The organism is Micromonospora coriariae, assembly GCF_900091455.1.
Lineage (GTDB): Bacteria > Actinomycetota > Actinomycetes > Mycobacteriales > Micromonosporaceae > Micromonospora > Micromonospora coriariae.
In genome coordinates, this window is the sequence record NZ_LT607412.1 from 3083412 (window position 1) to 3097844 (window position 14433).

The 14433-nt window shown below is 73.2% G+C and carries 15 protein-coding genes; 10 read left to right on the forward strand and 5 right to left on the reverse strand.

Annotated elements, in window-relative coordinates:
* Window positions 1-6 precede the first annotated feature (6 nt).
* Genes ispD through GA0070607_RS14465 form a run of 3 tightly spaced genes read left to right on the forward strand, consistent with a single transcriptional unit; the run spans window position 7 to window position 2240 of the window.
* Window positions 7-702 (forward strand): 2-C-methyl-D-erythritol 4-phosphate cytidylyltransferase, encoded by a 696-nt coding sequence (gene ispD / locus GA0070607_RS14455; RefSeq protein WP_089018673.1) that lies wholly within the window; start codon window positions 7-9, stop codon window positions 700-702.
* A gap of 16 nt (window positions 703-718) precedes the next feature.
* The gene (gene ispF / locus GA0070607_RS14460) at window positions 719-1201 is read left to right on the forward strand and encodes a 2-C-methyl-D-erythritol 2,4-cyclodiphosphate synthase (protein ID WP_089018674.1); all 483 of its coding nucleotides are present in this window, start codon (window positions 719-721) and stop codon (window positions 1199-1201) included.
* A gap of 10 nt (window positions 1202-1211) precedes the next feature.
* Entirely contained in the window at window positions 1212-2240 is a 1029-nt protein-coding gene (locus GA0070607_RS14465) for a tetratricopeptide repeat protein (RefSeq protein ID WP_089018675.1), read from the forward strand.
* Between the two features lie 11 nt (window positions 2241-2251).
* Here GA0070607_RS14465 and GA0070607_RS14470 read toward each other — a convergent pair whose 3' ends face one another.
* Window positions 2252-3418 carry a homogentisate 1,2-dioxygenase gene (locus GA0070607_RS14470; protein WP_089018676.1) on the reverse strand — a complete coding sequence of 389 codons (1167 nt, stop codon included), beginning with the start codon at window positions 3416-3418 and terminating at the stop codon, window positions 2252-2254.
* A 94-nt stretch (window positions 3419-3512) separates the two neighbouring features.
* Between GA0070607_RS14470 and GA0070607_RS14475 the strand changes: the two genes are divergently transcribed.
* The 5 genes from GA0070607_RS14475 (at window position 3513) to GA0070607_RS14495 (ending at window position 7996) form a co-directional block, all read left to right on the forward strand.
* Window positions 3513-4382, forward strand: a complete 870-nt coding sequence (locus GA0070607_RS14475) for a hypothetical protein (protein ID WP_089018677.1) — start codon at window positions 3513-3515, stop codon at window positions 4380-4382.
* Window positions 4379-5575 (forward strand): fumarylacetoacetase, encoded by a 1197-nt coding sequence (gene fahA, locus GA0070607_RS14480; RefSeq protein WP_089018678.1) that lies wholly within the window; start codon window positions 4379-4381, stop codon window positions 5573-5575. Before GA0070607_RS14475 ends, fahA begins: the two co-directional genes overlap by 4 nt.
* Window positions 5576-5810: 235 nt before the next feature.
* Window positions 5811-6020 carry a DUF397 domain-containing protein gene (locus GA0070607_RS14485; RefSeq protein WP_089018679.1) on the forward strand — a complete coding sequence of 70 codons (210 nt, stop codon included), beginning with the start codon at window positions 5811-5813 and terminating at the stop codon, window positions 6018-6020.
* A gap of 135 nt (window positions 6021-6155) precedes the next feature.
* Complete coding sequence (locus tag GA0070607_RS14490; RefSeq protein WP_089018680.1) at window positions 6156-6638, forward strand: SRPBCC family protein; 483 nt, start codon at window positions 6156-6158, stop codon at window positions 6636-6638.
* Between the two features lie 101 nt (window positions 6639-6739).
* A complete protein-coding gene (locus GA0070607_RS14495; protein ID WP_089018681.1) occupies window positions 6740-7996 on the forward strand; it encodes an outer membrane protein assembly factor BamB family protein in 1257 nt (418 codons plus the stop codon).
* Between the two features lie 128 nt (window positions 7997-8124).
* On the opposite strand, the gene hisC is transcribed toward GA0070607_RS14495, so the two are convergent.
* The 4 genes from hisC to hppD are packed head-to-tail and all read right to left on the reverse strand — an operon-like array spanning window position 8125 to window position 12138.
* A complete protein-coding gene (gene hisC, locus GA0070607_RS14500) occupies window positions 8125-9228 on the reverse strand; it encodes a histidinol-phosphate transaminase (RefSeq protein ID WP_089018682.1) in 1104 nt (367 codons plus the stop codon).
* Window positions 9225-10220 (reverse strand): RDD family protein, encoded by a 996-nt coding sequence (locus tag GA0070607_RS14505; RefSeq protein WP_089018683.1) that lies wholly within the window; start codon window positions 10218-10220, stop codon window positions 9225-9227. Before GA0070607_RS14505 ends, hisC begins: the two co-directional genes overlap by 4 nt.
* Complete coding sequence (locus GA0070607_RS14510; protein ID WP_089018684.1) at window positions 10217-10921, reverse strand: RDD family protein; 705 nt, start codon at window positions 10919-10921, stop codon at window positions 10217-10219. The genes GA0070607_RS14505 and GA0070607_RS14510 overlap by 4 nt, the downstream gene beginning before the upstream one ends.
* 11 nt (window positions 10922-10932) lie before the next feature.
* Window positions 10933-12138: a 4-hydroxyphenylpyruvate dioxygenase gene (hppD, locus tag GA0070607_RS14515; RefSeq protein ID WP_089018685.1), complete on the reverse strand. Its 1206-nt coding sequence runs from the start codon at window positions 12136-12138 to the stop codon at window positions 10933-10935.
* Window positions 12139-12278: 140 nt separating this feature from the next.
* On the opposite strand from hppD, the gene GA0070607_RS14520 reads away from it, so the two are divergent.
* Together GA0070607_RS14520 and GA0070607_RS14525 are read left to right on the forward strand one after the other, a co-directional pair.
* Window positions 12279-12785: an Lrp/AsnC family transcriptional regulator gene (locus GA0070607_RS14520; RefSeq protein WP_089018686.1), complete on the forward strand. Its 507-nt coding sequence runs from the start codon at window positions 12279-12281 to the stop codon at window positions 12783-12785.
* A gap of 101 nt (window positions 12786-12886) precedes the next feature.
* The gene (locus tag GA0070607_RS14525) at window positions 12887-14332 is read left to right on the forward strand and encodes an outer membrane protein assembly factor BamB family protein (RefSeq protein ID WP_408630906.1); all 1446 of its coding nucleotides are present in this window, start codon (window positions 12887-12889) and stop codon (window positions 14330-14332) included.
* Window positions 14333-14433: the final 101 nt, after the last annotated feature.

Genomic DNA, 14433 nt, shown 5'->3' on the forward strand with positions numbered 1-14433 from the left:
CGCGACGTGACCGCGCAGCTGAATCCGCGCGGTGACGTCGCGGTCCTCGTGCCTGCGGCGGGTGCCGGTGTACGGCTCGGCCCGGGCCGACCCAAGGCGCTGCGCCTGCTCGCCGGGGAGCCGCTGCTGGTGCACGCCGTGCGCCGGTTGGCCGCCGCACCCTCTGTGCACACGATCGTGGTGGCCGCCCCGGCCGCCGAGGTGACGGCCGTCCGCGAGCTGCTCGCCCAGGTCGCCCCGGTGACCGTGGTGCCGGGCGGCGCGGAGCGGCAGGCGTCGGTGGCCGCCGCGCTGGCCGCGGTTCCCGCCGGTCCGGCGATCATCCTCGTGCACGACGCCGCCCGTGCGCTCACGCCGCCCGACCTGGTGGAGTCCGTCGCGGCGGCGGTCCGGGACGGGCGCGACGCGGTCATCCCGGTGCTGCCGGTCGTCGACACGATCAAGGAGGTCGGCGCCGGCGAGGTGGTGCTCGGCACCGTGGACCGATCCGCCCTGCGGGCGGTGCAGACGCCACAGGGCTTCCGCCGGTCCGTGCTCACCGCCGCGCACGCCGCGGCCGGCGACTCGCTCACCGACGACGCCGGGTTGGTCGAGAAGCAGGGCGTCACGGTGAGCTGTGTGCCCGGCTCGGAGTACGCGCTGAAGATCACCCGCCCGTTCGACCTCGCGCTGGCCGAGCACCTGCTCGCGACCGCCGGTTGACGCGTACCCTCGGGTCATGATCGTTCCCCGGGTGGCCGTCGGCACCGACGTGCACGCGTTCGAGCCCGGCCGGCCCTGCTGGGTGGCCGGCCTGCTCTGGCCCGACCAGGACGGCCTCGCCGGGCACTCGGACGCCGACGTGGCCGCGCACGCCGCCTGCAACGCGCTGCTCTCCGCCGCCGGTCTGGGTGATCTCGGATCCGCCTTCGGGGTGGGCGAGCCGGAGTGGGCGGGCGCGTCCGGGGTGGCCCTGCTGACCGAGACGGCACGCCGGGTACGGGCCGCCGGCCTGGAGATCGGCAACGTCTCCGTGCAGGTCGTCGGCAACCGGCCCAAGATCGGCCGGCGTCGCGCGGAGGCCCAGCAGGTTCTCTCCGCTGCCATCGGTGCCCCGGTCACCGTCTCCGCCGCCACCACCGACGGGCTCGGCTTCACCGGCCGCGAGGAAGGGCTCGCGGGCATCGCGGTGGCCCTGGTGTACGACGCGCCGGCCACCTAGGCTCGCCGCGATGTCCAGCGACCCCGCCTCCGACCGTTCCGCCGCCGACGGCTACCTCGAGCGCGCCCAACTCCTCGCCGAGCTCGGCCGCCACGACGAGGCGGCCGGGGAGCTGACCTATGGGCTCGCGCTGGCGCCCGATGACCGGGAAGCGCTCACCATGCTGGCCCGCGTACACCTGGCCGCCGGTCGGCCGGTCGATGCGCTCACCGCCGCCGACGCGGCCGTGGCCGCCGCACCGGAGGCACTCCCGCCGCTTGTCGTCCGGGGCATGGCGCTGGCCGACCTGGAGCACTACGCCGAGTCGGCCGCCACCGCCGACCAACTCCTCGCACTCGGCCCGGCGGACGCGTACGCCCAGCGCAGCGCGGCGGCCCTCCTGGCCGATTCGCGCAACGGCCAGCCGGCGCTGAACGCGGCCTGGCGCGGGGTCGAGCTGGCCCCCGACGAACCGCAGGCGCACCTGGTGCTCGGCCTGGTCGCGGCCCGACTGGAGCTGTTCGACCTGGCCGAGCGGGCCTACCGCGAGGCGCTGCGGCTCGACCCGCGCCTCGCCGACGCCCGGCACGACGTGGGTGTCATCCGGCTGGAGCAGCGCCGCTGGTCGGAGGCGTTGGAACACCTCGCCGAGGCGGCCACCATCAGCCCGCGTCGGATGGACTCCGGGCGCACCATCGCGTACGGCCTGCATCGTCTGGTGCTCTACGGCGCGGGCTGGTCGCTGGTGGCCGCGGTGGTGGTGGCGTTCGCCGCCTCGGCGAACGACGGGTTCTCCCGCGTCCTGGCGGTGCTCGCCGCGCTCACCGGCGCCATCGTGGTCTGGCAGCTGGCGGCACGGTTGCCGGGGCTGACCCGGACCGTTCTGCCCGGCCTACTGCACTCGGACCGGGTCCTGGCCCTGGCGATCTACGCGGTGGCCGCCGCGCCGGTCCTGCTCCTGGTGTACGCGGTGGTCGGCTCGCCGTGGCCGCTGGTGCTGGCCATCGCCGCCACCGCGGTCGCCGAATTCGCCATCTTCACCCGCACCGCCATCCGCTGACCCCGGGACCGCTAGACCCGACGCGCCCAGGTCCAGGCGTAGCCGTCGTCCTCGCAGGTGCGGGCCGCGTCGCAGAGGTCCAGCGGGCGGAAGGTGTCGACCATGACGGCCAGTTCGTCGAAGTAGTCCGCCCCGATGGAGCGCTCGGCGGCACCCGGCTGAGGGCCGTGGGTGAAGCCGGACGGGTGCAGTGAGATCGAGCCCTGCTCGATGCCGGAGCCGCGCCGGGCCTCGTAGTTGCCGCCGGTGTAGAAGAGCATTTCGTCGGAGTCGACGTTGTGGTGGTTGTACGGCACCGGGATCGACTCCGGGTGGTAGTCGACCTTGCGGGGCACGAACGAGCAGATGACGAAGTTGGGGCCCTGGAAGGTCTGGTGCACCGGCGGGGGCTGGTGGATCCGGCCGGTGATCGGCTCGAAGTCGTGGATCGAGAACGCCCACGGGTAGAGGTGCCCGTCCCAGCCGACCACGTCGAACGGGTGGTGGGCGTAGACGTAGCGGGTCCAGCCACGCCTGTGGCGGACCAGCACCTCCGCCTCCTCGCCGTCGACGAGCAGCGGGGCGTCCGGGCCGCGGACGTCGCGCTCGCAGTAGGGCGAGTGCTCCAGGAACTGGCCGCGTACCGACAGGTAGCGCTTGGGCGGGCCGATGTGCCCGGCCGCCTCGATGGTGAGCAGACGGACGGGTTCCGCACCGGTCGGCACCAGCCGGTGGATGGTCGAGGTGGGGATGATGACGTAATCGCCGGCCACGGCCTCCAGCACGCCGAACGGGGACTCGACCCGCAGCGTCCCGGACTCGACGTAGAGGCAGTGGTCGCCGGTGGCGTCGCGGAACAGCGGCGAGGGGCTGTCGGCGAGCACGTACCCGATCCGCACGTCGTCGTTGGCGAGCAGGTACTGCCGGCCGAGGACCGGGTCGGCACCGCCGGCGTCGAGCTTGTGGGTTTGCAGGTGGCGAGGCTTGAGCGGCAGGTTCGGCGTCCGGGTGAACCCCGGCGGGGTGAACTCGTCGGCGGCCAGGATCGCGGTGGGCGCGTGCCGGTGGTAGAGCAGGGACGAGTCGGAGGAGAAGCCCTCCTGGCCCATCAGCTCCTCGGCGTAGAGGCTGCCGTCGGGCTGACGGAACTGGGTGTGGCGCTTGCGCGGCACCTCGCCGACGCTGCGGTAGTACGGCATCTCGCCTCCCGATATGTCCCGTTCACCGGCCGGTGGCGTCCGATAATCGGACGCTGTTGTCCGTTCCTCGTAGCGTCCCGTACATTCTTGTTCCGTGTCAACGCAGGTGCCCGCACTCCTCGACGGCCTGGTGGATGACGCCGCCGTCTTCCCTCCGGGCAGCGCCACGCTGCCCGACGCCCTGGTCGCCCACCGTCGGCACCGCGCCGCCTGGTACGCCGGCCTGGTCGGCCCGCTGCTGGTCCCGGCCTCGACCGTCGCCGCAGGCGAGCTGAGTGGTCTCGTCGACCCCGCCGAGGGCCTGGTCATCGGCGTGATCGGTGACACCGGGATCGGGAACCTGCCCTTCGCGCTGTCGTTCCTGGCGCCGGACGGCGTCACCGCACGACAGGTCGAGGTGGCGGTCGCCCGGCGGGGCGAGGACCCGTTGCCCGGCATCGCCGACCTGCTGCGGGTGGCCGATTCCCTGCCCGACGTCGAGGCCGTCTACGCCGAGCTGCCGCTGACCTTCGGGCTGATGGGCGCGCTGGACGCGCTCGCCGCCGCCCGCGCCGACGGGGTGCCGGTCGCGGCCAAGTTCCGCACCGGTGGGCTCGCCGCCGAGCTCTTTCCCACGCCGGCCGAGCTGGCCGCGGTGATCTGCGCCTGCCGGGACCGGGACCTGCCGTTCAAACTGACCGCGGGGCTGCACCAGGCGGTGCGGCACCTCGACCCGGAAACCGGGTTCACCCACCACGGCTACGCCAACGTGCTGGCCGCGACGTTGGCGGCCGCCGAGGGCGACGGCGTAGGCCCCGTCGCCGAGCTGCTCACCGTCGCCGACCCGCGCCCGCTGCTGGAGCGCACGACCGGCCGGCAGGACGCGCACCGCCCGCTCTGGGTCGGCTTCGGCTCGTGCAGCATCCTGGAACCACTTACCGATCTGATCCGGCTGGGGCTGGTGAACGGGGGCTACGACGCATGACCTGGGTGACCGGTGTCGACGGTTCGCCGTACGGGGTGACGAACCTGCCGTACGGGGTGTTTCGGTCCGGCGGGGGTCAGCCGCGGATCGGCGTGCGGATCGGTTCGTGGGTGCTCGACCTGGCGGCGGCGGAGGCCGCTGAGCTGGTGCTGGCCGCCGGGACGCTGTGCCGGCCCACCCTCAACGACTTCATGGCCCTGGGCCGCCCGCAGTGGACGACGGTGCGGCAGCGGATCACCGAACTGCTGACCGACCCGGCACACCGGGCCGCTGTGGAACCGCTCCTGGTGCCGCTGGACGAGGTGGAGCTGCTGCTGCCGGTCGACGTGGCCGACTACGTCGACTTCTACTCGTCCGAGCACCACGCGTCGAACGTCGGGCAGATCTTCCGTCCGGGCCAGCCGCCGTTGCTGCCCAACTGGAAGCACCTGCCGATCGGCTACCACGGGCGGTCCGGCACGGTGGTGGTGTCCGGGACGCCGGTGATCCGCCCGACCGGCCAGCGCGCCTCCGCCGAGGGCCCGGTCACCGGCCCGTCCGTACGCCTCGACATCGAGGCCGAGGTCGGCTTCGTGGTCGGCGTGCCCAGCCCGCTGGGCGCCCGGGTGTCCGTCGACGACTTCGCCGACCACGTCTTCGGCGTGGTGCTGGTCAACGACTGGTCGGCGCGGGACATCCAGGCCTGGGAGTACCAGCCGCTCGGGCCGTTCCTGGGCAAGTCCTTCGCCACCTCGATCTCGGCCTGGGTGACGCCACTCGACGCGCTCGCCGACGCCTTCGTGCCGGCGCCGGATCAGGACCCGCCGGTCGTCGACTACCTGCGGGACGTGCCACACCTGGGGCTGGACCTCCGGCTGGCCGTCGAGTGGAACGGCGAGCGGGTCAGCGAGCCACCGTTCGCCACCATGTACTGGACGCCGGCCCAGCAGTTGGCGCACCTCACCGTCAACGGCGCGTCCCTGCGCACCGGCGACCTGTACGCCTCGGGCACCGTCTCCGGCCCGGACCGTGGGCAGGTCGGCTCGTTCCTGGAGCTGACCTGGGGCGGGGCCGAGCCGGTGAAGCTCGGCGACGAGAGCCGCACCTTCCTCGCCGACGGCGACACGGTGACCATCACCGCCACCGCTCCGGGCCCGGACGGCACCACCGTCGCCCTCGGCGAGGTCACCGGGACGGTCCGTCCGGCCCGCTGATCCGCGCCTTCCGCACAGGGCGACCGGACCGGGCCGGGCGGTCGTGTTGGGCCCGCTGTGGGCCCGTCCGGCGGACCGTCTCGTCGATGGGACTTGTGATCGCACCGGCTGTGCGATCACCGATCCGGGTTACCCCGTTGATCGTCGCGGATTCCATCGCCCCGCCGTCCGGTACGGGCCGGGCCGCGCCCGGCTGCCAGCGGTGGGGCACCCCATCGCACACGGAGGTAGGACGATGCACGATTTCGCGGGCGCGGTTTGGCGTACCAGCAGCCGCTCCAACGACCAGGGGCTCTGCGTGGAGGTGGCGGACAACCTGGTCGACGTCGTCGGTCTGGTAGCGGTCCGCGACTCCAAGGACCAGGCCGGTCCCACACTCGCCGTCAGCCCGCCGGGATGGACGGCGTTCATCGGCGCGATCCGGGCCGGTCGCTTCGATCACTGACCGTCGAGCCGGTCGCTGACCAGTGCCGAGTGGCCGGGCGAAACGGACAACGAGGCCTCCGGGCGGTGGAAATTCCGTCCCGGAGGCCCCGTCCGGCCCTCACCCCGCGTACCGTCGAGGACACGGGAGGGTGGCATGTCGACGGTGGCGGTTACCGGGTTCATCGAGGCGCACGCCGTCGACGTCTGGCGTCTACTGACCGACCTCCCCGGCCGCGCGGCCCGGTTGAGCGCCGCCGGCCCGGTCGAGTTGCTCACCCCGGGTCCGTTCGGGCCGGGCACCGCGTGGCGTGAGGCGCGCACCCAACCCGGCGGCGGCACCGTGACCGAGGAGTTCCTGGTGGTGGAGGCACGCGCGCCACACCTGCTGGTGCTCTGTTCCTCCGGTGCCGGAGTGGACTACCGGATCACCTGGAACCTGCGGTCGGTCCGGCGTCGGCGTCGTGGCTGCACGGCGGTCACAGTCACCCAGGAGGCGGTGCCGAACGGCCCGTACGGCCGGGTGGTGGCGCTGCTGCTCGGCGGGCTCGCCGCACGGGCGGTCGAGGTGGCGCTCCGGCGTGATCTCGCCGACCTGGCCCTCGCGGCCGGCGCCACCGGCTCCGTCGAAGCAGCCTGACCTTCACCCGTCCGGCTCCACCACCGACGTCCCGCCGGGCGGCGCGACCTGACCGGGATCTGACGGGTTCCGCTGGGTAGGGTGCCGGGCGGAGGTGCGGCATGGGGTTCCCGAAGGGTCGACGACGGCTCGTGACGGCGGTCGTGGCGCTGCTCGCCACCGCGGCGGTCGCCGTCATCGTCCACCGGGTGCTCGCGCCGGCCGAGGTGAGCACTGTGGCACGGGCGACGTACCCGGCCGCGGCTCAACCGGCCGTCGGCGTGGTCGGCCGGCTGCCGGTCGCCCCGTTGATCGTGGACGCGCGGCTGCGGGTGTACGCCGCGCACCGCCAGGTCTATGCCGACCGGCCGGTGGACGGGCGGCACCGGACCAGCCCGTACTGGTCGTACCGGCGCTGGCCGGCCGAACTGACAGGAGTGGTGGCCAGCGGCAGGACCGTGGTCAGCCGGTGGTCCGACGGGCGTCTGGTCGCGCTCGACGCGTCGACCGGGCGGGTGCGCTGGCGAGCCGACGGCCCGGTGCCCGTCCGGGGTGGGCCGGTGGTCCGGCGTACCGGGGCGGCCACGGTCTGGGATCCGCGCGGCCTCTACCTCGCCGACCTCACCGACGGCCGGACGGTGCTGGTGGTCACCGGAGACACCCAGGCACGCGGGGTGGAGCTGGCTGGCGGCCGGGAGCTGTGGCGGCTCGACCTGCCGGGTGGCTGCCGCAGCGACGTCGGCACCACCTCCTCCGGCCAGCTGATCGGCGTGGACAGCTGCGCCGGGCCGGCCACTGTCGAGTTCCGGGACGCGGCGACCGGCGTGGTGCGCGAGCGCTGGCGGCCGCCCAACGGCCCGGACGGGCTGGTGGCGACCCCGCTCGGTTGCCGTACCGGCCGGTCGGACTGCCCGGGGCTGCGGACCGCCGGACCGGGTGACGCGGGTGGCCGGGGTTGGCTGCTGGGTGCCGGCGAGCCGACCGCCGCCCCCGCGCTGGACTCTTCCGGCACCATCCTGGCCGGCGAGCAGGCGATCACCGTGCTCGACGGTGTGGCAGTTGGTCGGTCGGCCCGCTCCCGGGCGGAGCTGTGGCGGGTCGACGGGCTGGGACCGGCTCGGGTGCTCGCCGTCCAACCCGGCCGGGTGCACCTGCTGACCGACGCGAACGACCTGGTGACGCTCGATCCGGTGACCGGTCGGCAGCTCTCTCGCTTCTCGCTCAACGTCGGCAGGGACGGGACCGGCTGGGCGCCCGGGGCGGTGGCGGCGGCGGACGGCTACCTCGCTGTGGAACGGCTCCGCGAGCCGGTCGACCCGGCCGGGGACGACCAGCGGTACTACCTGACCGCCGAGGCGGTGATCCTGGCCGCCACCTGATCGGGTCGCATCAGCCGCCCATACTCCGAACCGTGGGCCTGCTGCTGATCGGTTGGCTGGTGGCCCGCCGCCGGCGACCGGAGTGAGCCGGTCGACCAGCGGCGTCCTCAGTCCCGGACCGGCACGGGTCAGACCAGTGCCGCCTCCGCGGCGGCCAGGAACGCGTCGTTCTCGGCCGGAGTGCCGATGGTGACGCGGACCCCGTCCCCGGCGAACGGGCGGACGATGACCCCGCGCGCCTCGCACGACTTGCCGAACGCCACCGCCCGGTCGCCCAGCGGCAGCCAGACGAAGTTGGCCTGGCTGGTCGGGACGTCGGGCACGAACTTGCGCACCGCCTCGGTGACCCGGTCCCGCTCGGCGACGACCAGGGCGCAACGGCGCTCCATCTCCGGAGCCTGGGCCAGTGCGGCAAGCGCCCCTGCCTGGGCGGCCGTGCTGGTGGAGAACGGGGTCACCACCTTGCGGATCGCCGCGGCCACCACCGGCTGGGCGACCAGCCAGCCCACCCGCAGGCCGGCCAGACCCCACGCCTTGGACAGCGTGCGCAGCACCGCCACGTTCGGCCGGTCCAGGTAGTCGAGCCCGTCCGGCACCTCCGGGTCGGTGACGAACTCCCGGTACGCCTCGTCGATGACCACCAGCACGTCGTCCGGCACCGCGTCGAGGAACCGGTCCAGCTCCGCCCGGCGTACCGCCGTGCCCGTGGGGTTGTTCGGGTTGCAGACCAGGATCATCCGGGTCCGGTCGGTCACCGCCGCCGCCAGCGCCGCCAGGTCGTGCCCGTGCCCGGCGTCATTGGGCACCCGCACGCTGGTCGCGCCGCTGGTCGCCGCGATGATCGGGTACGCCTCGAACGACCGCCACGAGTAGAGCAGCTCGTCGCCGGGCAGGCAGGTGGCCCGCACCAGGTGCTCGGCGAGCGCAACCGACCCGCAGCCGGTGGCGATCCGGTCGGCGTCCACCCCGTACCGCTGGGCCAGCGCGTCACGCAGCGCGACCACGCCCATGTCCGGGTAACGGTGCGAGCCGGCGAGCGCCTCGGTGACCGCCTCCACCACACCGGGCAGCGGCCCGTACGGCACCTCGTTGCTGGCCAGCTTGATCGCCTCCGGCAGACCCAGCTCGCGCGCCAGGTCGGCGGGGCTGCGCCCCGGTACGTAGTTGGGCAGCGAGTCAAGGTCGGCGCGGGTCAGCCGTAGCGCCGGCTGGTGGCGTCCGGAGTCGGTCATGGGGTTTCTCCCGAGGGCTGGTTGCTGTCGTTCTGGGTGGCGGCACCGGTGGTGCGGGGGACCTGGACGACCACCGTCTGCGCGCGTTTGTCGTGCAGCGCCTGACGGAGCTGGTGGTCGAAGAGCGGGGAGAGGGCGTCGACCAGCTGCAGCAACAGACCGAGCCCCGCGCAGTACCAGAGCAGGGTGGGCATGCCGAGCGTGGTCCACCGGCTCAGCGCCCGGCCGAAGCCCAGCGGCTGGTCGGCGGCGAGCGGCACGGCACGGATCCGCATCACCCGCTTGCCGACGGTCTGCCCGCCAGCGGCCATGGCGGGCACCTCGTACGCCAGCCAGAGCGCGGTGGCGATCACCAGAATCACCACCAGGAGCAGCCCGGCCTGTTCGCTGGGCACCGGCATGCCCTCGGTGGAGGTGTCGCCCCGCGCCGCACGCCGGAGGAGCTCCCGCCAGTACGGCGCCCACTCCTGGACCCACCGCCAGACGAACCAGCCGTTGACCAGTGCGTTCAGCGCGAAGACAAGGCCGAAGTCGATCAGCCGGGCCGCGAACCGCTGGCCGTAGCCGGCCAAGGCCTGGCCGTGCGGCCGGGGCTCGGGCGGCCGTCCGGGCCAGCCGGGAGGACCGCCGTGCGGTGCCCAGCCGGGCGGAACACCGTACGGTGGCCAGCCGGGGGGACCCGCCTGCGGTCCCCAGCCCGGGCCCGGCTGCGGGCCCTGCCCTGGTTGTGGGCCGTGCCCTGGCTGTGGACCCGGTGCGGGGTGTGGCGACCAGCCGGGCGCGGCGGGGCCGGGGGCGGCCGGCGCGGCCGGCGCGGCCGGGGTGACCGGGGTGACCGGGGTGACCGGGACGGGCGGCGGCTCCACCGGGGGTGGCCCGTCCGGCGGCGTCGCGTCGACGGGGATCGGCGCGCCGAGCCAGCCCTCGCCGTCCCAGTAGCGCCGGGTCTCGGGGTCGGCGGGGTCGACGTACCAGCCAGGTTGCACGCTCACGGAGCTACCTTAACGACGACCGTCTCGGCGAACTTGTCGTGGAGGCACTGCTGCCAGGGCTTGTCCCAGAGCTGCCAGAACCCGTCGAGGTAGCTGATGCCGGGAACCAGCGAGGCCGCCAGGTACTGCACCAGCCACCTCCGGCCGGCCATCCGCCGGTCCAGCGCGCGGGTCGGGTCGAGCGGCACCACGCGCAGCTTCATCACCTTCTTGCCGACCGTCTGACCGCCGCGCTTGAGGTACTCCACGTGGTAGAGCCAGTAGAGACCGAGCATCAGGACGAGCAGCGCGAGCTCGAGCAGCAGGATCGGAATGAAGAAGGTGACGAACAGGGTGCCCGGGTCGGGCTCGACGAGGGTTCCGTCCGGGTTGGTCCGGTTCATCTCGGTGATCATCCGCAGACAGAGGACGACGAAGACCGGCATGAACAGCACAAGCGAGACGGCGCTGGCCAACACCGTGTCGATCAGCCAGGCCAGTAGCCGGTCGCCGAAGCTGGCCAGCGGCTGACCGCCCGGGCTCAGCGTCGGGGGCAGCGGACGGGGTGGTCCGGCGTACCCCGGTGGGGCCCAGCCTGGTGGGGCGTACTGCGGCGGCACCGCGTACCCCTGGGGGTGTGGTCCGGGCGGCGGCGCGACGCCGCCGGTGGCGGGCGGAGGCCCACCTACCGGCGGCGTCGGGTACGACGGAGGCTGCGTCACGCTCGCAAGTGTTACAGGTTGCCGCGGGCTTCCTGCTCCCGCTCGATGGCCTGGAAGAGCGCCTTGAAGTTGCCCTTGCCGAAGCCGAGCGAGCCGTGCCGCTCGATCAACTCGAAGAAGACTGTCGGGCGGTCCTGCACGGGCTTGGTGAAGATCTGGAGCAGGTACCCGTCCTCGTCCCGGTCGACCAGGATCCTGCGGGCCTTCAGCTCCTCGATCGGCACCCGCACATTGCCGATCCGGGCGCGCAGCTCCGGGTCCTCGTAGTACGAGTCCGGGGTGTCCAGGAACTCCACGCCGGCGGCCCGCATCGCGTCGACGCTGGCCAGGATGTCGTTGGTGGCGACGGCGATGTGCTGGGCGCCCGGGCCCTGGTAGAACTCGAGGTACTCGTCGATCTGCGACTTCTTGCGGGCGATCGCCGGCTCGTTGAGCGGGAACTTCACCTTGCGGGTGCCGTTCGCCACGACCTTGCTCATCAGCGCCGAGTAGTCGGTGGCGATGTCGTCGCCGATGAACTCCGCCATGTTGGAGAAGCCCATCACCCGCTTGTAGAACTCGACCCACTCGTCCATCCGGCCCAGCTCCACGTTGCCGACCACGTGGTCGACGGCCTGGAAGAAGCGCTTCGGCTGGATGCCGGCGTCGATCATCGGCTGCCGGTCCACGATCGGGCCACGGGCCACGAAGCCGGGCAGGAACGGGCCGGTGTAGCGGGACCGGTCGACAAGCGTGTGCCGGGTGTCGCCGTACGCGGCGATGGCCGCCATCCGGACCGTGCCGTGCTCGTCGCTCACCTCGTGCGGCTCCACGACGCTGGTGGCGCCCTGCGCGATGGCGTGCGCGTACGCGGTGTCCACGTCCGGCACCTCGAGCGCGATGTCGCTCACCCCGTCGCTGTGCCGGGCCACGTGCTCGGCGCCGTCGGCGTCCGGGCGCACCGCGCCGGTCAGCACGAACCGGGCGGAGCCGCTGGTCAGCACGTACTGGGCGTGGTCCCGGTAGCCCTGCTCGGGGCCGCGGTACGCCACGCAGGTCATGCCGAACGCGGTGGAGTAGTAGTGCGCGGCCTGCTTGGCGTTGCCGACCAGGAAGTGCACGTGGTCGAGGCCCTTGACCGGGAAGGGGTCGTGGCTGATGTCGTGGTCGACGGCGCCGACGAGCCGGTCGACGTCGACGTCCTCGGTCGACTGGGGTCGGTCGATCGCCTGGGTCATGGTGGCCTCCCTCGCGTACCGGCCGGCCTCGTGGGCCGCCGTGGTCTGGTTCCTGTGGCGAGGATCGCTGGGCCGGCCCCGACTGGGCAACTGTCGGAGTAAATGCTGGTCAGGTTGCACATTCGGTATGGTCTGAACCCATGAATGGTGAGCAGGCTGTACAGCTCGACACGCTCGACGTGCGCTTGATCGAACTGCTCGCCGAGGAGCCGCGGATCGGCGTGCTGGAGTGCTCCCGGCGGCTCGGGGTGGCCCGGGGCACAGTGCAGGCCCGGCTGGACAAGCTGGTCGACCGGGGTGTCATCGGCGGGTTCGGCCCGGAGATCTCACCGGCCGCGATCGGGTTCGGGGTGACCAGCTTCGTCACCCTGGAGATCAGTCAGCGGCACGGCCACGACCCGGTCACCGCCCACCTGGCGGCCATTCCCGAGGTGCTGGAGGCGCACACCATCACCGGTTCCAGTGACCTGCTCTGCCGGATCGTGGCCCGCTCCAACACGGACCTGCAGCGGGTCATCGACCAGATCGTTTCCTCCGCCGGTATCACGCGGGCTTCGACGATCATCGCGCTGGCCGAGCAGATTCCCTACCGCACGCTGCCTCTGGTGCGCAGCGCCGTACGGACCGAAGGAAGGGCACCTTCTTAACGCCTCCGGTAGAGCAAGGGCCCCCTGTTAACACCTCCGGCCCCAGAAAGCGCGGCGACACGGCGGCGCGGGCGTACGGAAGATCCGTGATCGTGGCTACCGTGTGCGGTGTGGCGAAGGGGAGCGTGCGCGGCGGGTTGCTGCTCGGCCTCGCCGTGGTGGTCGCCCTCGCCGCGACCGGCGTGTGGAACCCTTTTCCGGGCCTGTGGGACTGGGTGGACCGCAGTGAACCCATCTCCGAGCCGGACGTGGTCTGGCAGGTACGGGTGGGCGGCACCCCGCGCAGCGTGACCATCGCCGGCGACACGGTGGTGGTCGAGCAGCGCACCCGGGTCGAAGCCCGCAGCCTCGCCACCGGTGCCCAGCTCTGGGAGCGCAAGGCGGACTGGTCCGCGGTGGCCGGTGGCGACCGGGACCCGGTGGTCGCCGTCGGAAAGCTCCTGGTCAAGGGGTACGAGCTGCTCGACCCCACCACGGGGGTGACCCGGCGACGTGACGACGACGCGGTGGCCGTCTGGACGTACCGCAACCTGCTGCTGGACGCCCACTGCACAGATGCCACCGACTGCACCCTGAGCGCCTGGGATCCGCGCGGCACCGCACCACTGTGGACGGCCTTCCTGCCCGGGGTGAGCAGTGGGCTGCTCGCCGACAACCCGGGTCTGCGCGGCACCCGCCGGCTCACCGCCACCCGGATCGACGACCGGGTGGCCGGACCGGAGTCGGTGCCACCACTGCTCGGGTTCCCGGTCGACGGTCGTGTGCACGTGGTCGACACCGCGACCGGCCGGGTGCTGCAGAACGTCGAGCCGGACCGGGACGAGCGGCTCTCCGTGGTGGGCGGTCGGATGCTGCGGATCGCCGCCCGCTCCCAGGACGGCAACTGCTACTTCGCCATCTCCGCCCGTGACCCGGCGACCGGGCAGGAGGCCTGGACGCGGGCCGGGGTCAACCTGCGGACCGCCGACAGCGCCGGCTGCGTGCAGCGGGAGGACCCGCAGGGCGCGCGGAACGTCCTGATCGGGGTTGGCCCGGACGGTCGCGAAGCGGTCATCGACGGGTACGACGGGCGGTTGCTCTGGGTCGGCGAACCGGGTACCCGGCTGATCGCGGTCGACGACCGGTACGCCCTGTTCCGGGCCGCCGACAAGCGCTCGGTGGTGGCCCGCGAACTCGGCACCGACCGGGTCCTGTGGACCCGGCCGGCCAGCGGCAAGGCCGGCGCCGCGCTCACTCCGTACGCGGCGGTGGTCGCCGACGAGAAGCCGTCCCGGTTGGTCGCCGTGGACCCGCGCAGCGGCCGGGAACTTGCCGTCCTGCGGACCCCCGCGAACGCCCTAGCGGTCGGGCCACAGGGCATGATCGTCGGCGAGGGGCGGGAGATCGGGTACGTCCGCTTCGGCGCGATCGGCGCCGCTCCCGGCGTACCGCCCGGCAGCGGCGGCATCCCCGGCCCCGGTGGCACCGGCCCCGCCCCCGAAGGCGACGACAACTGCGGGCCCAAGCGGGAACTCTGCGACGACCCGGCCGGCGGCAAGGACGGCTGAGCGGCGGTGCCGGCACGGCCAGCCTCGGTCGGGCGCGACGCTGACCAGGACGAGCCGGGAGCGCGGCGGGTCCGGCGAATGAGAGCGGCATCCCAGGACCA